The organism is Vibrio sp. Sgm 5 (assembly GCF_026241575.1).
GTDB lineage: Bacteria > Pseudomonadota > Gammaproteobacteria > Enterobacterales > Vibrionaceae > Vibrio > Vibrio jasicida.
In genome coordinates this window covers 1-23,273 of sequence record NZ_JAPHPY010000044.1, presented here as the reverse complement: position 1 = coordinate 23,273, position 23,273 = coordinate 1, and the positions used below count along the sequence as shown (strand labels likewise).

General features: G+C 43.4%; 15 protein-coding genes. 14 read left to right on the top strand and 1 reads right to left on the bottom strand.

What is annotated here, in order from left to right:
* Positions 1-2 precede the first annotated feature (2 nt).
* Positions 3-1,799, bottom strand: a complete 1,797-nt coding sequence (locus OQJ86_RS20310; RefSeq protein ID WP_045404446.1) for an ABC transporter ATP-binding protein — start codon at positions 1,797-1,799, stop codon at positions 3-5.
* A gap of 92 nt (positions 1,800-1,891) precedes the next feature.
* Here OQJ86_RS20310 and OQJ86_RS20305 point away from each other — a divergent pair, with 92 nt between their 5' ends.
* The 14 genes from OQJ86_RS20305 to rmf all read left to right on the top strand — a co-directional run bounded on the left by OQJ86_RS20305 (position 1,892) and on the right by rmf (position 23,062).
* Entirely contained in the window at positions 1,892-2,365 is a 474-nt protein-coding gene (locus tag OQJ86_RS20305; RefSeq protein WP_265989784.1) for a GAF domain-containing protein, read from the top strand.
* Positions 2,366-2,463: 98 nt separating this feature from the next.
* Complete coding sequence (proQ, locus tag OQJ86_RS20300; protein ID WP_038872990.1) at positions 2,464-3,090, top strand: RNA chaperone ProQ; 627 nt, start codon at positions 2,464-2,466, stop codon at positions 3,088-3,090.
* A gap of 17 nt (positions 3,091-3,107) precedes the next feature.
* Positions 3,108-5,111, top strand: coding sequence for a carboxy terminal-processing peptidase (gene prc / locus OQJ86_RS20295; protein ID WP_104036761.1), 2,004 nt, complete (start codon positions 3,108-3,110; stop codon positions 5,109-5,111).
* Between the two features lie 202 nt (positions 5,112-5,313).
* Positions 5,314-5,979: a hypothetical protein gene (locus OQJ86_RS20290; RefSeq protein WP_104036762.1), complete on the top strand. Its 666-nt coding sequence runs from the start codon at positions 5,314-5,316 to the stop codon at positions 5,977-5,979.
* A 232-nt stretch (positions 5,980-6,211) separates the two neighbouring features.
* Positions 6,212-8,818: an aminopeptidase N gene (gene pepN / locus OQJ86_RS20285; protein ID WP_265989781.1), complete on the top strand. Its 2,607-nt coding sequence runs from the start codon at positions 6,212-6,214 to the stop codon at positions 8,816-8,818.
* Between the two features lie 66 nt (positions 8,819-8,884).
* A complete protein-coding gene (locus OQJ86_RS20280; RefSeq protein WP_104036764.1) occupies positions 8,885-9,103 on the top strand; it encodes a DUF2835 domain-containing protein in 219 nt (72 codons plus the stop codon).
* A 199-nt stretch (positions 9,104-9,302) separates the two neighbouring features.
* Positions 9,303-14,144 (top strand): NAD-glutamate dehydrogenase, encoded by a 4,842-nt coding sequence (locus tag OQJ86_RS20275; protein ID WP_104036765.1) that lies wholly within the window; start codon positions 9,303-9,305, stop codon positions 14,142-14,144.
* A 305-nt stretch (positions 14,145-14,449) separates the two neighbouring features.
* A complete protein-coding gene (gene pyrD, locus OQJ86_RS20270; protein ID WP_038872975.1) occupies positions 14,450-15,460 on the top strand; it encodes a quinone-dependent dihydroorotate dehydrogenase in 1,011 nt (336 codons plus the stop codon).
* Positions 15,461-15,624: 164 nt separating this feature from the next.
* Positions 15,625-16,167: a cell division protein ZapC gene (locus tag OQJ86_RS20265; RefSeq protein WP_042603386.1), complete on the top strand. Its 543-nt coding sequence runs from the start codon at positions 15,625-15,627 to the stop codon at positions 16,165-16,167.
* A 512-nt stretch (positions 16,168-16,679) separates the two neighbouring features.
* Positions 16,680-18,806 carry a bifunctional 23S rRNA (guanine(2069)-N(7))-methyltransferase RlmK/23S rRNA (guanine(2445)-N(2))-methyltransferase RlmL gene (gene rlmKL, locus OQJ86_RS20260; protein ID WP_265989776.1) on the top strand — a complete coding sequence of 709 codons (2,127 nt, stop codon included), beginning with the start codon at positions 16,680-16,682 and terminating at the stop codon, positions 18,804-18,806.
* A 22-nt stretch (positions 18,807-18,828) separates the two neighbouring features.
* Positions 18,829-19,080 carry a glutaredoxin family protein gene (locus tag OQJ86_RS20255; RefSeq protein ID WP_038881984.1) on the top strand — a complete coding sequence of 84 codons (252 nt, stop codon included), beginning with the start codon at positions 18,829-18,831 and terminating at the stop codon, positions 19,078-19,080.
* A complete protein-coding gene (locus tag OQJ86_RS20250) occupies positions 19,058-20,977 on the top strand; it encodes an ABC transporter ATP-binding protein (protein WP_104036767.1) in 1,920 nt (639 codons plus the stop codon). The genes OQJ86_RS20255 and OQJ86_RS20250 overlap by 23 nt, the downstream gene beginning before the upstream one ends.
* Positions 20,978-20,984: 7 nt before the next feature.
* Positions 20,985-22,718 carry a DUF3466 family protein gene (locus tag OQJ86_RS20245; protein WP_265989772.1) on the top strand — a complete coding sequence of 578 codons (1,734 nt, stop codon included), beginning with the start codon at positions 20,985-20,987 and terminating at the stop codon, positions 22,716-22,718.
* Between the two features lie 170 nt (positions 22,719-22,888).
* Positions 22,889-23,062, top strand: a complete 174-nt coding sequence (gene rmf, locus OQJ86_RS20240) for a ribosome modulation factor (protein WP_005532367.1) — start codon at positions 22,889-22,891, stop codon at positions 23,060-23,062.
* Positions 23,063-23,273 lie beyond the last annotated feature (211 nt).

Here is a 23,273-nt window from a genome sequence, read left to right as displayed (position 1 = left end):
GTTTAAGCGTGGGACTGAATGCCCCCGTATAGGGTTTGATATAAGCCTTCTTGCTCAACAAGCTCACCATGGGTTCCTGTTTGCGTCACTCTTCCGTCCTCAAGCACATAAATCAAATCAGCTTGCTTAACGGCAGATAAGCGGTGCGCGACGATTAGTGTCGTTCTACCACGTAAGAATTCAGTTAACGCCTTATGAAGAGCCGCTTCAGTTGCGGTATCCAATGCAGACGTTGCTTCATCTAGGATAACAAATTGTGGATTACTCAACACCATTCGTGCAATAGCTAAACGTTGACGTTGGCCCCCAGATAGGCGAATACCATTGCGTCCGATTTGCGTATCCAAACCGTGGTTTAGTTGAGAAATTACATCTTGCAACTGCGCAACTTCTAGAGCGCGCCACAATGACATTTCGTCAAAATTCCCACCGAGGGTCAGATTATGCCTCAACGAGTCATTAAATAGTATAGGTTGTTGTAAAACCACGGCAATTTTGTCGCGTATCACTTCAAAGCTAATGTCGTCTGTCAGTTCATCATTAAAACGGATTGAACCTGCGTTTTGTCTGTATACACCAATCAACAGCTGAATCAGCGTCGATTTACCACCACCACTTGCACCGACCAAGGCTACTTTCTTACCAGCTGGGATGTGTAACGAGAGATCGTCCAACACTTTGTTTTCATTATTGTATGAAAAATCAACATGTTCGATTTTCACATCAACTTCTTTATTTTCTTTGAAAGGATTTACCTTAGAGACAGGTCTATGTTCTTCTTCCAATTCTAATAGGTCGTTAATGCGTTTTAGTGCGGCTTTTGCGCTATACCAAGAGAATTGGATACCCAGTAGTTCCTGGACAGGAGAGAGCATAAACCAAAGGTAACCGAATACTGCGAAGATTTGACCAATGGTGAGGTCACTGAACATCACCATTAACATCGCAACAGCACGGAACAGCTCAAAGCCAATTAAAAATAAGAGGAAAGAAACTCGACCCGCGGCTTCGGATTGCCATGCATACTTGTCCGCATCAATACGAACTTGGTCAGCGTTGTTCTTCAATTGCTGTAGAAATTCGCGCTCTTTGTTTGCTGCGCGTAATTGATAGATACCATCTAGCGTTTCGACTAATCGATTCTGGAAGATTTCGAATGAATGGTTTTCCTTACGTTTTAGGTGTTTAACCATGCTCCCCAGTTTGCGAGAGAAGTAGATAACGATAGGGTTAACCAAAAGAATAAAGAGGCCTAGACGCCAGTCGAGCCATAGAAGGACAATGGCGGTACCAATCACCGTTAGAAAACTGATAACAAATTTAGCTAACGTAGAACCAATGAATTTATCAATAGTCTCAATGTCGGTGATAAGGTGAGCATTGATGCCACCGCTGCCTTTTGTCTCGTATTGTCGAATACTGATGCGACCGAGTTTGTCGATCATTTTACTTCGCATTTCAAACGTGATGGTTTTGGAGACTAAAGTAAATTGTCGGCTCTGAAGAATATTGAACGCTTGGCTGCCTGCCCGCATGAGCACAACCAAAAAGAGAGTAAAGAAAATATATCCCGTAGGTGTATGCCACGTTTCAGGTAAGACTGCATTCATTGCCGCAAGGCCTGATGCCGGTTTGTCCAATAAGACTTCATCCACCATTAAAGGCATAAGAAGAGGGATTGGAACACTAATCAAGGTTGCAAGAACAGCAATCAAGTTCGCCACAATCAACTTGGACTTGTGCTTTTTGACTTGTGTTATCAACCAAGAACGGCTAATAGTGTCGTTTTTCGGATTCATTGTAATTGAGAATAAGTCCTATTAAAAAGTAGGGCTGCATTGTAGCGCCATACTGTAAGAATGGAAGCCTAAATAAAAAGTAGGAAGTTAATATGAACATAGAACAATACCAAAGACTTACCAAACAAGCCGTAGCGCTGATCGAGTCAGAAAAAGACTACGTCGCGAACCTTGCCAACATCAGCTCACTACTATTTATGGAGCTTGACGAGCTCAACTGGGCGGGTTTTTACCTTAAAAAAGGAAATGAACTGGTACTTGGGCCATTTCAAGGCAAACCTGCTTGCGTTCGTATCCCAATGGGGCGTAGTGTTTGTGGTACAGCTGCTCAAACTAATACCGTACAAAGAGTATACGACGTTCATGAGTTTGAAGGTCACATTGCCTGTGATGCTGCGAGTAATTCGGAAATTGTTATTCCTTTTACTATCAATGGAGAAGTGGCTGGCGTATTGGATATTGATAGCCCAAATATCGGCCGATTCGATGAAACAGACGAGGAAGGACTCACTCATTTTATGTCAGAAGTAGAAAAGCTGCTTAATTCGCACGCTAACGACGCATAAATTCGTCCTCTAGTGTGGTTTTTCCTTGGCATGTCACTATAATACGAGAATATTTTTTCTTAATGCTTCGCGGAAATCCGCTCAAACCAGGAACCCTCATGACTGAAAAGTTAAAAAACAGCAAAGAAGTTATCGCATACATTGCTGAATGTTTCCCTAAGTGCTTTACTTTAGAAGGTGAAGCAAAGCCTCTGAAAATTGGTATTTTTCAAGATCTTGCGGAACGTCTAAATGAAGACGAAAAAGTAAGCAAAACTCAGCTTCGTGCAGCGTTAAGACAGTACACTTCATCATGGCGTTACCTACACGGTGTAAAACCAGGTGCAGTACGTGTTGATCTAGATGGCAACCCATGTGGTGAGCTAGAGGAAGAACACGTAGAACACGCAAAAGCAACACTAGCTGAAAGCAAAGCGAAAGTTCAGGCTCGTCGTAAAGAACAAGCACAAAAAGCTCGTGAAGAGGGTAAGGCGAAAGCGAAACCTGCGGCTAAAAAGCCACAACAGCCTCGTCGTACTAACAAACCAAAAGTACAAAAAGAAAGTAAGCCTGTTGAAACACGCGCGCTAAACGCTGATGAAATCACAATCGGCAATGCAGTAAACGTGAACATGGGTAAAGGAAACATGGCAGCGACCATTGTTGAAGTCAATAAGGAAGATGTACGTGTTCAACTTGCTAACGGCCTGCAAATGGTTGTGAAAGCGGAGCACTTGCGCGCATAAGGGAGATACTCCTACGCATGAATTGCCGTTCAAAAGTGACACTGATTGCTGCTAGCTTCTGGCTAGCAGCATCAGCTCAGGCTCTCGAAGCCAAACTAAACAAAGATGACTTGCCGGTTCTTGCTCCTGAAGTTCAGCATGAAACAGCCAGCAAACGAGTAACTTCTCGATTTACCCGCTCTCATTATAAGCACTTCAATCTGAATGATGATTTCTCTAAAGCGATCTTTGAACGCTACGTAGAAATGCTTGATTACAATAGAAATATTTTTACTCAAGCGGACATTGATTCTTTTAAAGATTGGTCGATCAGTCTTGATGATCAGCTAAAAGCTGGTAACAACAAGATTGCATTTGATGTTTATAACCTTTCGATGCAAAAACGTTTCGAACGTTTTGCCTATGCGTTAACTCTGCTTGATAAAGAAATCAAATTCGATACTGAAGACTTTATTGAACTGGATCGTTCTGAAGCGACTTGGCCTAAAGACGAAGCAGAGTTAAATGAGCTTTGGCGTAAACGCGTTAAGTACGACGCTCTAAACCTAAAACTGACTGGTAAAGACTGGCCAGAAATTAAAGAGGTTTTAGAGAAGCGTTACAATAACGCAATGAAGCGAATCACTCAGACTCGTAACGAAGATGCCTTCCAGCTGTACATGAATGCATTCGCTCGAGAAGTAGACCCGCATACTAGCTACTTATCACCTCGCAACGCTGAACAATTTCAATCTGAGATGAACCTCTCTCTTGAAGGTATTGGTGCGGTGCTCCAAATGACGGATGACTACACAGTGATTCGTTCACTTGTTGCAGGTGGTCCGGCATCTAAAAGTAAGCAGTTAGGTGAGGGTGACCGCATCATCGGTGTTGGGCAAGATGGTGAAGATGTTGTTGACGTAATTGGTTGGCGTTTAGATGACGTTGTTCAGTTAATTAAAGGCCCTAAGGGGACTAAAGTTAACCTAGAAATCTTGCCGGATGGTAAAGAAGCTAAGAGTTACGTTGTCACTATTGTGCGTGACAAAGTTCGTTTAGAAGACAGGGCAGTCAAATCTGAAATAATAGAGAAAGACGGTAAGAAAATTGGTGTACTAGAGGTACCAAGTTTCTATGTTGGTCTCTCGAAAGACACAGATAAACTGATTTCTGAACTCAAAACGAAAAACGTTGATGGCATTATCGTCGATTTGCGTAACAACGGCGGCGGCGCTCTAACCGAAGCAACGGCACTGACTGGTCTATTCATCAAAGAAGGCCCTGTTGTTCAAGTTCGTGATAGTTATGGTCGCATCAAAGTTAACGCGGATACTGATGGTCAAGTCAGCTATGATGGACCACTGACGGTATTGATTAACCGTTATAGTGCCTCTGCTTCTGAGATCTTTGCCGCAGCACTGCAAGATTACGATCGTGCCGTGATTTTGGGTGAAAACTCATTCGGTAAAGGGACGGTTCAGCAACATCGTTCATTGAATCATATTTATGATCTTTTCGATAAAGAACTCGGGTATGTTCAGTACACGATTCAAAAGTTCTACCGTATTGATGGCGGAAGTACTCAGAACCGTGGTGTTGCTCCAGATATTGCTTATCCAACGCCTGTGGAACCAAGTGAAACTGGAGAGAGTGTTGAGGACAATGCACTACCTTGGGACAGCATTGATAAAGCGAAATATCAGATGTTCCCAAGTAATGACGCTTTGGTTACCAAACTAACAGAACTTCACAACAAACGTATCGCTGATGAAATGGAGTTCCGTTTTATCAATGAAGATATCGAAAAGTATCGTAAAGAGAAGGATGATAACTTATTGTCTCTTAACGAAAAAGTTCGTGAAGAAGAATCTGATGAAGCAGAAGCATTACGTTTGAAGCGCATCAACGAACGCCAAGTTGCAATGGGCAAAAAACCATTTAAGACTTTGGATGACGTGCCGAAAGACTACGAAGCACCAGACGTATACCTGGACGAATCAGTAGCGGTCATGGTTGATATGTTGAAAAGGCTAAAAATTTAGTCATAACAACTAGCAATTCTGTTGTTTAAGAGCGAGTCATAGTGATTCGCTCTTTTTTTATGCGCTTTTCGCTAGGAGTATTCACTGCAAATGAGTTAATTCTGCGCTTAATTTTCTTAAACAATTTACGTGATGTAGATCAAATATTTCGCGAAAGTGAGATCTAAAGCCTAAGCTAAAAGAAAACGATAAGGATACCGTTATGAAATGGTTCATTATTTTACTTAGCTTTTGCTGCTTTAGCGTTTCTAGTGCGGAAACCAACAAAGAAGACGAACTCAGTCACTTTGATACTCCTTTTCTCATAGGGGATTGGTACTTAATGAACCCAAACCCTGAGGATTCAGCGGAGAATTTTCGCGCAATCAAACTGACACTTGGTTCTAATTATACTTTCTCAATAGATATTCAAAAGAAAGACTATTCTATCGATCATTGGGAAGGACTATATAACGCTAATGAGGACACCATTGTTCTTGGGTTAAACACAGATGAACCGCAAATCTACGCCTATCAAAACAACCACAACACGCTTGACCTAAACGGTGTGACTTTTACCAAAGGACTCTCCAATGCACTAGCTGGCATTTGGTCAAGCTCTCATGTTGCAGGAGATGGTATGTTGGCGAACAACATCAATCAAATGGACCTTATCCTCCAGCCTGATTTTGTCTTTATGTTCCGTGTCGCTAATGCATCCGGAGAAGAATCAGTGAAACAGGGTGTCTTTTATACCGAGGGTGAACACCTAGTCCTTTTGTACGAAAACGGTGAGCATGGCACGCGCTATAAGCTGAACCAAAACGAGCTTACTATTGAGGATTCTAGTGGAGAGATGTATGCGGTACTCAATCGAGTCACACCCTAAATGATTCATTTCCATTATTTCACGCTGGTTTATTAATAGTGAAATATTCTGATGTTGATTAAATGTTAAACAGAAAGCGGAGCTAAGCCACTAAAAGCTCCGTTTTTTTATAGAAAGACTTGTATTCTGATACCACAACCCCTACAAATAGCTTATATCGTGATACCAGTGTGAGGTGTTTGAGCCTCCGGTCCTGGTATTTTTGTGGTTCTATATACAAGGATTTATGGACATGTCTCAAGCTCCCCAAGCAAAATATCGCAAAGACTATCAAGCGCCTTCGCATGCGATTATTGATATCGATTTAACGTTTGATCTTTACGACAACGACACTATCGTGACCGCAGTATCAAAAGTAGTTCAAAAGGGCGAATCAACAACTTTAGAATTAGACGGTGAAGGGCTAGAGCTTCGCTCCGTAAAAGTAAATGGTGAAGATTGGGCTCATCATGAAGTAAAAGAAGCCTCTTTAGTGCTTAGTGATTTGCCTGCGGAATTTGATTTAGAAATCATTACTAAAATCGACCCAGAAGCAAACACGGCACTTGAAGGTCTTTACAAATCAGGTGGTGCGTTTTGTACGCAGTGTGAAGCAGAAGGCTTCCGTCGTATTACTTACTACCTCGACCGTCCAGATGTTCTCGCTAAATACACAACAAAAGTGATTGCAGACAAAGCTATTTATCCGTTCCTACTTAGCAACGGTAACCGCGTTGCAGAAGGCGAAGCAGAAAACGGTCGTCATTGGGTTCAATGGCAAGACCCACATCCAAAACCAGCTTACTTGTTTGCGTTGGTAGCCGGTGATTTTGATGTACTACGTGACAAATACACAACCACATCAGGTCGTGAAGTAGTCCTAGAAATCTTTGTCGACAAAGGCAACCTAGATCGCGCTGGTCATGCGATGACTTCACTTATCAACTCAATGAAGTGGGATGAAGACCGCTTTGGTCTTGAATACGACCTAGATATTTACATGATCGTGGCCGTTGATTTCTTCAACATGGGCGCGATGGAGAACAAAGGTCTAAACATCTTCAACTCGAAGTTTGTCCTTGCGAATGAAAAAACCGCGACTGACCGTGAATACCTTGGTATTGAGGCGGTAATCGGTCACGAATACTTCCACAACTGGACGGGTAACCGTGTTACTTGTCGTGACTGGTTCCAGCTGAGTTTGAAAGAGGGCCTAACGGTGTTCCGCGATCAAGAGTTCTCATCTGATCTTGGTTCACGTGCAGTAAACCGCATCGACAACGTTCGCATTATCCGCGGTCCTCAATTCGCGGAAGATTCAAGCCCAATGTCGCATCCAATTCGTCCGGATAAAGTTATTGAAATGAATAACTTCTACACGCTAACCGTGTACGAAAAGGGCAGCGAAGTGATCCGCATGTATCATACGCTACTTGGCGAAGAAGGTTTCCAAAAAGGCATGAAACTGTACTTCGACCGTCATGATGGTACTGCAGCAACGTGTGAAGATTTCGTTTATGCAATGGAAGACGCAACGGGCGTTGACCTTAAGCAATTCCGTTTATGGTACAGCCAGTCTGGCACGCCAACACTTCGTGTAAACAGTGAATTCAATGCGGAAGCAAAAACTTACGCACTAACGGTTGAGCAATTTACTGAAGCAACGCACGACCAATCAGAAAAACAATCGCTACATATTCCATTCGATATTGAGCTATACGCGCAAAACGGTGACGTGATTCCACTGGTTATCAACGGTGAATCGGTACACAACGTTCTGGACGTGAAGCAAGACAAACAGACTTTCGTATTCGAAAACGTTGCAGAACAACCAGTGCCATCATTGCTTCGTGAGTTCTCTGCACCGGTTAAATTGGAATACGATTACAGCGATGATGAACTGATCTTCTTGATGAAGCACGCAACAAACGATTTTGCTCGTTGGGATGCAAGCCAAATGCTGCTAGCGAAGTACATTCGTCAAAACGTAACTAACGTTCAAGCGGGTGATGAGGTTAAGCTATCAGAAGACTTAATCGATGCATTCCGTGGCGTGTTACTTGATGCGAATCTTGAGCCAGCGTTTATCGCACAAGTTCTGTCTTTACCTTCAATTAACGAAATCACCGGTTGGTATAAGCAGATTGATATTGATGCGGTAGATACAGTACTGAATAACATTACAGTGTCACTTTCTAAAGAACTAGAAGATGAACTGAGTGCTACTTACCATGCATTGAACCAAGCAGAGTACAGCATTGACCACGACGCTATTGGTAAACGAGCTTTGTGTAACCAATGTCTGCAGTTCCTCGCTCATACTGAGAAGGGTAATGAACTAGCGAAAGCGCAATACGAGTCATCAAACAACATGACAGACACGATCGCGGCAATGAGTGCAGCGAACAATGCGCAACTTGCATGTCGTGAAGCCATAATGGCGGACTACAGTGACAAGTGGAAGCACGATGGTCTGGTTATGGACAAATGGTTTGTTCTTCAGGGCAACAACCCGGTTGAAAACGCACTTGAGAAAGTGAAAGAAACCATGAGCCACGAAGCATTTAGCTTGAAGAACCCGAACCGTACGCGTAGCTTGATTGGTTCTTTCTTAAACGCAAACCCTGTGCGCTTCCATGATAAATCAGGCTCTGGCTACCAGTTTGCTGGTGAGATCCTTCGTCAGTTGAACGATACCAACCCACAAGTGGCGTCTCGTATGATCGATCCTCTATTGAAGTTCCGTAAATACGATGAAGGCCGCCAAGCGCTTATCCGTGCAGAGCTTGAAAAGCTTAAAGCGATGGACAATTTAGCGAAAGACCTATTCGAAAAAGTGACTAAAGCACTAGACGAATAATCGACAAAAGAATAGGGTGGTCGTTAAGGTCACCCTAGTTTTTTGTTCTGACAATAATCCATTCTAATGAACCAGTATTACTTCTCTCTCAATATCTCTTATCAAACATTTCTTTCACACTATTCCGGTGCCGCTAGTTCGGTACAAGTCATTACTGACAATGGTTTAAGAGTGCAACTAGATGCATCAAGATTTAGACCATTTCTTAGTCAATTAGGCGTTAGAGGTCGTTTTAGACTCACAACTGACCAAAATAATAAGTTTCTAAAGTTAGAAACTCTGTGATGCCTGATATTCCTAGTGAGTTAAACAGGAATCTTAGTCACATAATCAAACATTTCACCTCTTACCACTGCGAATTTTTGTTAAACATTTGTAATTATGCTTTTACAATAAGTGTATGCATTACCTATGCTTAGTTTCGAGGCTAAAACCCGAAGTTAAGTCCCCCTACAAAACAACAATTCTAATGTGGAGTGTGAATATGACCGCGCGTGAAAATGTAGTGCCGGTTCTGCTTGAAAAGGTATACCAACTAATTCAAGACAAACTCGAGCTTTCTCACCAACCGCTTGTAACTAAACTTGCTCAACACTTATTTAGTAACATTGCTGATGATGACTTGATTCAGCGAAACGAATCCGACCTTTATGGTGCCGTGGTTAGTTTGTGGCATCACGTCAATGAAAAGAAACCAGAAGACATCTCTGTAAGGGTATTTAACCCAGCAGTCAGCCGCCAAGGTTGGCAATCGACTCACACTATTGTTGAAATTGTTGTTCCAGATAGCCCATTTTTGGTGGATTCCATCAAGATGGCGCTAACGCGACTCGATCTTGTCTCTCACTTAATGCTTAACAACCCAACGCAACTAGAACGCGATAAGAAAGGGCAAGTGACAGACATTAATGGTGAAAGCGGCGTCCTTCAATCGCTATTTCATATCGAAGTTGATCGCTTAACCAGCAAAGATGAAATGCAAGCGTTAAAAAATGAGCTGCTCACTATCTTGTCTGACACGCGCTTAGTCGTTGATGACTGGAAGCAAATGGTTGAAAAACTTAAGATCGTTACCAACGACCTTGAGAAGAATAAAGATCGTGTTTCAATGAAAACAGATCGTTTAGATGAAACGATCGAATACCTACGCTGGTTAGGGGATCATAACTTCACCTTCATGGGGTATAAGGAATATGATCTTGTCAGTGTCAATGGTGATACTGAGCTTCAGCCGGTGAAAGAGAAAGGCCTTGGCATGTTTGCTGATGACAGTCGCGTTCGCAGCATCAAGCTTTCTGAATTATCAGATTCTGCACGCCTTGAAGCAAAAAAGCCTTATGCTCTGATCATTACTAAAGGTAATCAAGCATCACGTATTCACCGCCCAGCTTACACTGACTATATTGGTGTTAAGAAATTCGACAAGAATGGCAAAGTGGTTGGTGAGCACCGTTTCACTGGTCTTTACACTTCTGCGGTATACAACCAAGCGGTACAAAGTATTCCTCTGATCCGCGAGAAAGTGGATCGTATTCTAGAAGCGAGTGGATATCGCAATGGATCGTACTCGTACAAAGCGCTGCACAACATCCTAGAAAACTACCCTCGTGATGAACTGCTTCAAGCTCGTGAAGAAGAGCTATTAGAAGTGGGGATGGGCGTCGTGCAAATGCAAGACCGTGACTTGTTACGTCTATTTGTTCGTAAAGACCCGTTTGGCCGATTCTTCAGCTGCATGGTTTATGTGACAAAAGACCGTTACAACACCGAGCTTCGCCGTCAAACACAACGTATTCTTAAGCAGTACTTTGGCTGTGAGCAAGAAGTTGAATTTACGACCTTCTTCTCAGAGAGCCCGCTGGCGAGAACCCATTACATTGTTCGTGTAGACAATAACAACATTGATGTAGACGTGAAAAAGATTGAGCAGAACTTAATGGAAGTATCGACTTCATGGGATGATCGCCTAAAAGAATCTATCATTGCTAACTTCGGTGAAAGCAAAGGTCTTCCGCTTTCGAAAGAGTACATGAGCGCATTCCCACGTTCATATAAAGAAGACATGATGCCAGGTTCTGCGGTTGCAGACATCGAACGTCTAGAAGCGTTAAGCGATGACAACAAACTCGGCATGCTGTTCTATCGTCCGCAAGAAGAGGCGGCTGAATCGAAAGCGGTGCGCTTGAAGCTATACCACCGCGACGAGCCAATTCACCTATCTGACGTGATGCCAATGTTGGAAAACCTAGGCTTACGTGTGATCGGCGAATCACCATATGAGATCGAAACCAACAATGGACAAACGTTCTGGATCCTTGATTTCTCAATGCTGCATAAGAGCGACAAGACCGTTGATCTTCGTGAAGCTCGAGATCGTTTCCAGCAAGCATTCGCGGCGATTTGGGCAGGAAATTTAGAGAGTGATGGCTTCAACCGCTTGTTGCTAGGCGCTTCACTGTCTGGTCGTGAAATCTCAATTCTTCGTGCATACGCTCGCTATATGCGCCAAGTTGGCTTCCCATTCAGTCAACAATACATTGAAGATACCCTGAGCCATTACCCTGATTTAGCAACAGGTCTGGTGAATCTATTTGCTAAGCGATTCGATCCAAAACACAAGGGCAGTGAGAAAGGTCAGAACGATCTTATAAAGAAAATAACCGAGCAATTGGATCGCGTTGAAAGCCTAGATGATGATCGTATTATCCGTCGTTATATGGAAATGATCACAGCAACGCTACGTACGAACTATTACCAGTTAGACGAAGATAAGCAGCCAAAACCTTGGTTATCATTGAAGATGAAGCCAAGCGAAATCCCTGACATTCCTCAGCCAGTGCCTGCGTTTGAAATCTTCGTGTACGCACCGGATATCGAGGGTGTTCACCTACGTGGCGGTAAAGTCGCGCGTGGTGGTCTGCGTTGGTCAGACCGTCAAGAAGACTTCCGTACTGAGATTCTTGGTCTGGTCAAAGCTCAACAAGTTAAAAACACGGTGATTGTTCCAGTGGGAGCAAAAGGTGGCTTCGTATGTAAACGTCAGCACACTCTAACTAACCGTGATGAAATTTTTGCCGAAGGTCAGCGTTGTTATAAACGCTTCATCCGCGCACTATTGGATGTTTCCGATAACATCATCGAAGGTGAAGTCATTCCGCCGAAGAGTGTCGTGCGTCATGATGAGGACGACCCATACTTGGTTGTTGCAGCCGATAAAGGCACTGCAACTTTCTCTGACTTGGCAAACTCTGTATCTAACGAGTATAACTTCTGGCTAGGTGATGCGTTTGCATCAGGTGGCTCTAATGGTTACGACCACAAAGCAATGGGTATCACTGCGAAAGGTGGTTGGGAGTCGGTAAAACGTCACTTCCGAGAAATGGGTATCAACTGTCAAACCACTGACTTCACGGCTATTGGTGTCGGTGATATGGCTGGGGACGTATTTGGTAACGGCATGTTGCTCTCTAAGCACATTCGCTTACAAGCTGCGTTTAACCACATGCACATTTTCATTGACCCGAATCCTGACTCTGCTACCAGTTGGGTAGAGCGCGATCGCTTATTCAACCTACCTCGATCAAGCTGGGAAGACTACAACACGGATTTGATCTCGAAGGGCGGTGGTATTTTCTCTCGTCGCTCTAAATCGATCCAATTAACACCAGAAATCCAAAAGATGTTGGGCACTAAGAAAGCATCTTTGCCGCCAAACGATCTGATTAAGATGATCCTACAAATGGAAGTGGATCTACTTTGGAATGGTGGTATCGGTACTTACGTTAAAGCATCTAGCGAATCGCATACCGATGTTGGTGACCGTGCAAACGACGTGCTCCGTATCGACGGACGTGATTTAAAAGCGAAAGTCGTTGGTGAAGGCGGTAACTTAGGTATGACTCAGCTTGGTCGTATCGAGTACGCAACCACAGGTGGACGTGTAAATACCGACTTTGTGGATAACGTTGGTGGTGTAGATTGTTCAGATAACGAAGTGAACATTAAGATCTTCTTGAACGGCCTTGTATCAAATGGCGATTTAACGGTTAAACAACGCAACCTGATTCTTGAGTCAATGGAAGACGAAGTCGGCGAAATTGTGTTGGACGATGCTTACCGTCAATCTGAATCGATTTCAGTGACCGAACAGCAAGGTGTTGGCATTGTTAAAGAGCAAATCCGCTTTATCCATACGATGGAGAAAGCTGGGTACTTGGATCGTGTGCTTGAATACATTCCTGACGACGAAACACTGATTGAGCGCGAAAAACAAGGTCTTGGTCTGACGCGTCCCGAGCTTTCAGTGTTGGTTGCTTACGGCAAGATGGTTCTAAAAGAGCAACTCGTTGCTGACGAGATTGCTAATGATGAATTCCATGGAAAACAACTAGTTGCTTACTTTCCAAGTGAGTTACGCCGTAACTACAAAGATCAAATGGTGAACCACCCGCTGCGTGCAGAAATCATCGCGACGGCGTTAGCTAACCAAATGGTTAATGAAATGGGCTGTAATTTCGTGACTCGTCTTCAAGAAGAAACGGGTGCGAGTGTGGTTGATATCGCAAATGCTTACAGTGCAACCCGTGAAATCTTCGAATTGGAAGATATCCTCAAGCAAACCCGTGCTCTAGATAACGTTGCAACAGCGGAAGCACAGTACGAAATCATGTTCTACGTACGCCGTGCACTGCGTCGTATCTCTCGCTGGTTACTACGTAATCGTAGCAGTAAGAGCACAGTGACTGAGTTGGTTGCTTTGTATAAAGACGATGTTCACACTATCACTGAAACACTAGACACCATGCTAGTTGAGTCTGAAGTAGAAGAGCACAATGAACTTGCGAAGAAGTGGGTTGAACGCGGAGTAGAAGAGAAGCTAGCACATCATGTTGCTCGTTTATCAAGCTTACAATCAGCACTGGATATTTCAACAGTAGCAAGCGAAACAGGTAAAACAGTAGAGCAAGCTTCGAAGTTGTACTTTAACTTGGGTGACCGTTTATCACTTCACTGGTTCTTGAAGCAAATCAATAGCCAAGCCGTTGATAATAATTGGCAGGCATTGGCGCGAGCGGCATTCCGTGAAGATCTAGACTGGCAACAACGTCAGTTGACGGCTCAAGTGTTGACTTGTGGTTGTTCAAGCGAAGATCTTGATGTGATTCAAGCGTTAGAGGATTGGATGTCAACGAATGAGCTGTCTTTACATCGTTGGGAGAGTATTCTAAACGAATTTAAAGTCGGTTCAGTTCATGAGTTTGCGAAGTTCTCAGTAGCACTTCGAGAGTTGGTTTTGCTTAACCTAAATTGTTCCTCGAACGAATAGGGTAAGTTGACTCAGATAAAGGCCTCGCAAATGCGAGGCTTTTTAATGCTTAAAGCAATCTAAACCACAAATCTTAGTGACAATGTAACGTAGAGTTTAAGTTTTCATGGCGTGAAATCGTTTGCTTTTAACGAAAAAGCCATCAGTTTTGTATAGGCAATAGCGCTATAATAGACTGTTTTTATAAGAAAAATTAAAATAAGAAGTACAATTTTGCTGAATTCATTCATTTTCATTGAATTGAGACGAAAAACAGTAAATAATATTGTCCCGTTTACACGGGGCTTTTTTCTTTCGGAGGCACAATGCTTTACCGTCTAGCCAGAACTGGCTTTTTTCAACTTGATGCCGAAAAGGCACATGATCTTGCAATCAAAAACTTCCAACGTTTCAACGGCACTCCTCTCGATCTTTTCTATCGTCAACAATTACCGAACCGTCCAGTAGAATGCATGGGACTTACATTCCGTAACCCAGTTGGTCTTGCTGCTGGCTTGGATAAAAACGGCGAATGTATCGAAGCATTTGACGCTATGGGCTTTGGTTTTGTCGAAGTTGGTACTGTTACTCCTCGTCCGCAACCAGGTAATGACAAGCCACGCTTGTTCCGCCTAGTTGAAGCGGAAGGTATCATCAACCGTATGGGCTTTAACAACCTAGGTGTGGATCATCTAGTTGAGAATGTGAGAAAGGCAAAATACAACTGCGTTCTTGGTATTAACATTGGTAAGAATAAAGACACACCAATTGAGAACGGGGCAGAGGACTACCTGATTTGTATGGAAAAAGTGTACGAGTACGCAGGTTACATCGCTGTGAATATCTCGTCACCAAATACACCAGGACTTCGTTCACTTCAGTACGGTGAAGCGTTAGACGAATTACTGTCTGAACTTAAAGAAAAACAGTCAGAACTTGCAGAAAAGCATGCCAAGTACGTACCACTTGCTCTGAAAATTGCACCAGATTTGAGCGATGACGAAATCAGCCAGATTTGTGAGTCTCTGATCAAGAACAACATTGACGGCGTTATAGCAACAAACACAACGCTGGATCGTACTGTTGTTGAAGGCATGAAACATGCAAACGAAGCGGGTGGTCTAAGCGGACGTCCAGTTCAATCACGTTCAACAGAAGTTGTGCGTAAACTTCATGAAGAGCTTGGCGACAAACTTCCGATCATCGGTGTGGGCGGTGTTGACTCATACGTTGCCGCAAAAGAGAAAATGATGGCAGGTGCGCAACTTGTTCAAGTTTACACAGGCTTTATCTACCACGGACCTGGTCTCGTACGCGATATTGTTAAAAATCTATAAGATCAATCGCTAAATCGTTGAGAAATCGACGCTTGTTACTAAAAAAGAGGAATTCGTTTCCTCTTTTTTTTTGTCCGTTCGTTTGTAAAATTTAAAAATCATGAGTAGGTAATTAAGCGTCTTACCTCTTATTGCTGTTTAATTAGTCACAAGAGAACGGAATAATGCTTAAACCCAGCGACAAATGGAATTGGTATTTTGACGAGCACAAAGCTTGCTTAATGCTGGATTTAGGGGAGGAAATGATTTTCCAAACCAATCTATGCCGTAAGCTGTTGGTCAATTGCGCCTTCTCAGAAAATGAATTCACAGTTGATGATGCAAGCGCGTTTCAAACATACAACGAACGAATTCGCTGTCTCGACATAAACGAATACCGCCAAGCAGAGTTAACACTTTACTGTGTAGCCGCCAAACGCTTCCACAAACCTGTACAGCCTAAGAGCTGGTTCTTCGATGCTCAAGCATGCGATCACGAACCGGAAGAAGGGGATATGGTTTTCTTAACGAATCAACACTCCGAAGGTGTGTTCATTGTCCTTGAGGCAGGTGATACATCTAGCCTTTGTGCTTATGTAGGGCAAGAAGAGTTCTTGCTCAATGGAAGTAAAGCACTTGGTTTCGGCCAGCCTATCAAAGTCATGCATGACAGAATGTCATGTGCTAATCACTTATTTATAATGACACCCATGGCAATGGTAGGGTAGTTTCCTTTTTGATTTTCTTTGTATTTCGTTCCTTTGTTTGCATTAATCGACCGTACTAGGTCGATTTTTTTTGCCTAGAATTTTCCAAATCTCTCCTAGTACATGCTCCAAACTCACCCCTAGGTGAGGGGGATTTCGTATCTCATATATGAAGCAGCTCACTTTTATTTCACTTTTTTCATTTTAGCGTTTCCTTAAATTAGACAACTTGGCGCCTAATATTTCACCTTTTATTCCCCTATATGTTCACTTTGTAAGTAAACTACAAGCCCAACCCGTGGTTGGTATAGACCAAATTTAAGGTAAATAAGTATTCACTCCTTCTGGAGGGCTTGTTCTTATTAGGTAGTGAAAAAGAGACTTATTTCTTGATGACAGGCGTTGTGTTTTGACTTTCAGCAGAAAGGGTTGGTGATGGATTGCGCTAACAAATCGAAAAAGCCTTTAAAAACGAGGCATTGATCGTAAAGTCAGGTATAATCAAAGCCATTTTTTATCGACGAAAGAACACTATGAATCAATATCTCGCGGTAACTTCAAATGGCATGGAAAACTTGCTGGTTGAAGAACTGACTAAACTAGGCATTGAAAACGCCAAACCAGTACAGGCAGGCGTAAAATTTAAAGCAACGAATGAGCAGATTTACCGTTGCTGTTTGTGGAGCCGCTTGGCGTCTCGATTTGTACGTGTTTTATCGGAGTTTACCTGTAACGACGACATGGACCTTTACCTTTCAACGTCTGCAATCAACTGGGTAAACCAATTCCATAGCTCAAAGCGTTTTGTGGTTGACTTCAACGGTACTAACCGCGAAATCCGCAACAGCCAGTATGGTGCAATGAAAGTAAAAGATGGCATCGTAGACTGCTTCGAGAAAAAAGGGCTCCCTCGTCCTAACATCAGTAAAGAGAATCCGGATATCCGTGTTCACGTCCGTCTGCATAAAGACAAAGCGATTCTTGGTGTCGATATGGTGGGTAGTGGTCTTCATCAACGTGGTTACCGTCCAGAATCTGGCCGAGCTCCACTTCGTGAAACGCTAGCCGCAGCTATTATCATGCGCTGCGGTTGGGACACTCACCAACCGCTTTTGGATCCTATGTGTGGTTCTGGTACTTTATTGATTGAAGCAGCAATGATGGCCGCTAACATGGCGCCAGGTGTTAAACGTAAACAGTGGGGCTTTGAAGCGTTAGAAGACTTCGAACCTGAGCTTTGGGCAGAGATTAAATCTGAAGCTAATGTACAAGCTCGTCGTGGCGTCAAAAAAGTTGACGCTAAGTTTTTCGGCTTCGATAACGACCCAAGAGTTCTGAAAGTAGCGCAAGACAATGCTCGCAGAGCTGGTGTCGAAGAGTTGATTGAATTCGCTCAGGGTGATGCTGCAACTCTTACCCGTCCGGCTGGTTTCGAAGCGGGCGTTATCGTTTCTAACCCTCCTTATGGTGAACGTCTTGGAACTGAGCCAGGTCTGATTGCGCTATACACAGCATTTGGTGGCCAATTAAAAGCAGAATTTGGCGGTTGTAACGCGTCTATCTTCTCTAGTTCAGACGAACTATTAAGCTGTCTTCGCATGCGTGCTGATAAACAGTTTAAACTGAATAACGGTGCGTTACCGTGTCACCAGAAGAACTACAGCATTGCAGAGCGTAGCGCTGATGAAGTGAAGGGAGCGAACGGTACCATAGTTCAAATCGCACCTGACTTCTCAAACCGTTTGAAGAAAAACATTGGTAAGATTGGTAAGTGGGCTCGTAAAGAGAAGTTAGACTGTTACCGTATCTATGACGCAGACCTTCCAGAATACAACGTAGCAATCGACGTTTACGGCGACCAAATTGTGATTCAGGAATACGCAGCTCCGAAGAATATCCCAGAAGAGAAAGCGAAACGCCGTTTGACCGATATCATCCGTGCCACAATTCAGGTGACAGGTGTTGAAGCGAATAAAGTTGTTCTTAAAGTTCGTGAAAAGCAGAAAGGTCGTAGCCAGTATCAAAAATTAGGTCAGGAGTCTGAAACTCTTGAAGTGAACGAGTACGGCGTGAAGTTGATCGTAAACCTTCACGACTATCTAGACACAGGTCTGTTCTTGGATCATAAAATCACTCGTCGTCGCTTGAGTGAAATGGCTCAGGGTAAAGACTTCCTTAACTTGTTTGCTTATACAGGTAGTGCAACCGTACACGCAGCAATGGGTGGCGCACGTTCGACAACCACGGTAGATATGTCGAATACTTATCTGAACTGGGCAAAAGACAACATGCAGTTAAATGGTCGTGTTGGTCGTCAACATCGTTTTGAACAAGCAGATTGTTTGCAATGGTTAGAGAATGCGAAAGGTGAGTATGATTTGATTTTTATTGACCCACCGACATTCTCCAACTCTAAGCGTATGGAAACTTCATTTGATGTGCAGCGTGATCACATTAAGCTGATGACCAATCTTAAGCGTTTGTTGCGTTCAGGTGGCACGATCGTTTTCTCAAACAATAAACGCCACTTTAAAATGGATGAAGCTGCGTTGGCAGAGTTAGGGCTAAAAGCGCAGAATATTTCTTCGCAAACATTGCCACTAGACTTCTCTCGCAATAAACATATTCACAACTGTTGGTTAGTGTCTCACGTAGAATAAACAAAGGATTAAAGATAAAAGGATGTTACAAGCGTTCACACTATACAGCACTGAAGGATGCCATCTCTGTGAGATGGCATATGACCTTATGGGTCAGGCAGGTCTCGCCGAACACACAAACATTGTCGATATTGCACTAGATGATGAACTCTTCTCGCGTTACGGCGTCACAATCCCTGTGTTAAAATATCAAAATTCTGAGTTGAACTGGCCGTTTGACTTGGAACAACTCAAAAATTGGTTGGAAAATAATGGCATTACTTACCATTCATAATGCACAACTTGCATTTGGGGACCATCCACTGCTTGATAAAGCAGAATTTGCTCTACAAGAAAACGAACGGGTTTGTTTAGTAGGGCGAAATGGTGCTGGTAAATCAACTTTGATGAAAGTACTCGCTGGAGACATTTTGCTTGATGATGGCAAAATTCAAGTGACTCAAGATGTGGTGGTTTCGCGTTTAGAACAGGATCCCCCTCGTAACCAAGAGGGCACGGTTTACGAATTTGTGTCTGGCGGGTTGGCAGAAGTCGGCGATTTACTCAAGATCTACCATGATCTTCTTGATCTTGTTACGCATGACCCGAGCGAAAAGAACATTAATCGTCTTGCAAAAGTGCAAGAGCAACTCGACCACTTGAACGCTTGGCGTTTTGATGACCGCGTTAATAACGTTTTGGGCGCTCTCAAGCTGAGTCCCGAAACAAAATTGACGGATTTGTCCGGTGGTTGGCAACGTAAAGCAGCACTCGCGCGTGCGCTTGTATGCGATCCAGATGTATTGCTTTTGGACGAACCGACGAACCACCTTGATGTGACCACCATTGAGTGGTTAGAAGGCTTCCTCAAAGACTTTAAAGGTTCGATCATCTTTATTTCGCACGACCGCACGTTTATCAAGTCAATGGCAACGCGTATTGTCGATCTCGACCGTGGTCAATTAGCATCATTCCCTGGAGATTACGAGAACTACCATGTAGAGAAGGAAGAGATGCTTCGTGTTGAAGAAATGCAAAATGCAGAATTCGACAAAAAACTTGCTCAAGAAGAAGTGTGGATTCGACAGGGAATTAAAGCACGTCGAACTCGTAACGAAGGCCGAGTAAGAGCCCTAAAAAAATTACGTGAAGAACGCAGTGACCGCCGTGAAGTTCAGGGTAAGGTAAACTTAAACATCGATGATGCCTCTCGTTCAGGCAAGATTGTCTTTGAAGCAGAGAATATCTCTTTTGCTTTTGACGGTAAAAATATCGTTGATAACTTCAGCTTCAACATTATGCGCGGCGATCGTATTGCACTAATTGGTCCTAACGGCTGCGGTAAAAGTACCGTGCTCAAGCTGCTATTAGGTCAGTTAGAAACTCAAGGCGGCCGTTTGCATTGCGGTACAAAACTCGAGGTGGCTTACTTCGACCAGTACCGAGAAATTCTCGATCCTGAAAAAACGGTTATCGATAACCTAGCAGACGGCAAACAAGAAGTGATGGTTGGTGGTCGCCAGCGTCACGCATTGAGTTATTTACAGGATTTCTTGTTTGCTCCGAAGCGTGCTAGAACGCCAGTTAAAGCACTTTCAGGTGGTGAAAAGAACCGTTTATTACTTGCTCGTATATTGTTGAAACCAAACAATTTACTTATTCTTGATGAACCAACTAACGATTTGGATATCGAAACGTTGGAACTTTTAGAAGAAATGCTTGCCAATTATCAGGGTACGTTACTATTAGTTAGCCACGATCGTGAGTTTGTCGACAACACAGTAACGACCAGTTGGATTTTTGAAGGTAACGGTATAATTGAGGAGTTTGTTGGTGGTTATCACGATGCAAGACAGCAACGTGAACAAGCTCTTGCTTCGCGCAGCTCGGTTGAAAAAACAGCGAAGAAAGATAAAGTGGTTGAGGAAACTCCCAAAACTACGCAACCTAAGAACAACTCGAAGAAGTTATCGTATAAGCTGCAAAGAGAATTAGAAGCTCTTCCAGCTAAACTAGAACAATTAGAGTCGGATATTGAGGCACTACAAGAACAGGTGAATGACCCATCGTTTTTTGCCAAATCTGTAGAAGAAACTCAACCGGTATTGGAACAGCTCGCTGCTGTAGAGCAGGAGTTGGAAATCGCATTCGAGAGATGGGAAGAACTCGAAGCAATGCAACAGGACAGTTAAGAATTCGATGAATTGTAGTAACAAATTCAAATTGACCGCCGTCGCGATGATGGTTGGCACGGCAATGAATGCGAATGCAGCATTGTATCAAGTGGTTGAGGTGGATCCTGGAGTCAACGGGGACAATATTGATTACTCAACAGCTTATGGTGTCGCGATCCAACAGGGGGATGTAGAAAACCCTGGTACAGATACTCCGTATGCCTTAGGTTGTTTCAACGATTCAGCAGGGTGTACGCCAGAACAATTCAAGCTTGCTCTCGAGACTCGTACAACACCGTTATCTGCAAGTGAAGCCGTTGATGGTGTTAGCTACCGAGAGGAAGTGCCTTTTGCGATGGACTCTGGCTTCTATTATGTACAGGAATATGACGACTTCGAACGCTATTGTTACAATGAACGTCGTTATTCAACATGTGAGTCCTGGGCATCAGTTCATTGGCAGCCATGGAGTAAAGAGCTAAGTAAAGACTTTACAACAAATGCTTTTGCATTCGTCGAAGGCGATGAAAACGCTTACGAAAACAAATACAACAATGTCATTAACAGCCTTACCGAGGACGGAGAGGCTGTTGGTAACCAAAGTATTGTGAGTAGCTCTGATTCTTCTGAATTGGAAACTCGAAACACAGTAGTAGCTCCTGTTCTTCCAACAATAGTCCCAAGCGATGAAGATGCAACTGTCGTCGCTAGCCGTGCATGGCGTACTGATGGCAAGTTTACGGTAGGTAGTATCTCAGAGAAAGCCTCAAACGATAACGGGACCCATCACACATCAAAAGCAGCGATTTGGGATCAAACTGGAGCCGTCAGTCAGGTTGAATGGCCAAGCGGAACTGCGAAAGATGGTGAGCGTTTAGCGCAAGGCAGCATGCGTGGTATCGCTGAAAGTGGTAACAAGGTGTATGGCGTAGGTTACAACACTTACAAAGATGACAACTACATGAATGCGACTGTTTTTGTTGGTACATTGCCGACAGCAGGTTCTATCGCAGGCGTTACTTGGGAAAATAAACAAGTTAGTGGTGCGCAGCAACGTATAGATGGTGATACAGTCCATTCAAACTCTCGCTTAACCGACGTCAATGACAATTTTGTCGCCATTGGTGAAGCAAAACGTTCCGGTGGTTATTTAATGCCAACAGGCTCTGCTCCTAATCGATTGTTTATCGTTGATAACGTGACTGCTGAGTCTGTTAGTGCGTTTTATCCAACAACAGGGATTTTCTTCAGTGGCGCCGGTGGTCACATGGGTAGTATTAACGCTTACAATGAAATTGTGGGTCAGTTAGATGCAGAGGCCACTCGTGAAGATGATGGTAAACCTCGCCGTAAACGTGGTTTCATTTATCCGTATACCCAAGATGGACAGCTGACAAGTGATCGTTCTACAACACTATTTGATGGTAAGCCATGGTTCTTAGATAACTTAACGAATGGTGGTGATCACTCTGATGAGAACAATGCATTCCGTATCATTAATGCTACGGACATCAACGATGCAGGCGTAATTTCCGGTACAGCGATGATGTGTAGTGGTGGCTATAAAACGACCTCGCATAACTCGTCATGTGATGGTGAAGAGAAGATCGTTGCCGTTAAGCTAGTTCCAATTGCTGGGGCAACGGCTGCTGATATTGAAACGCGTAGCGTTGAAGAAGATTCGGCAGAACGACAAGGTGCGGGTCTAGGTTGGTTGGCTTTGACCATGCTAGGTTTGTTCGGGTTCCGTAGAAAATAGTCAGTATTTTTTAAATCAAGCAGAGGCTCACAGAAATGAGCCTCTGTTTTTTTATGCCTTGAGAAAATCCTCAAATTGATCGATTCTTATAAGTGGAGTCATAAAAGCTCCATCAAAGTTTCACAATATCAGCTGTACGTTAGTAAATGGACCTGTATGAGGAATTAACTATGAAGAGACAAAAGCGTGATCGCCTAGAACGAGCTCAATCTCAAGGCTATAAAGCTGGGTTGAATGGGAGGTCTCAAGAGGCTTGTCCGTATCAACAAATTGATGCTCGGTCATATTGGTTAGGTGGTTGGCGTGATGCCAGAGATGAAAAACAATCTGGTCTCTACAAATAACTCTCCACATACAAACAGAAGGATTTGAAAAGGCTCTTTAAGAGCCTTTTCTACATTTGTAACGAGGATGAATGTAGAAATGAAAAAGGCCCCAAAAAGGCTGTCTCTTATACACAAATCCCCAAGCTTGTAGCTTGGGGATTTTTTTGAACTCTTTCACGTGTGTGCGATCTGAGCACTTAGTATTCCTCATTGAAACACTAAGATGACA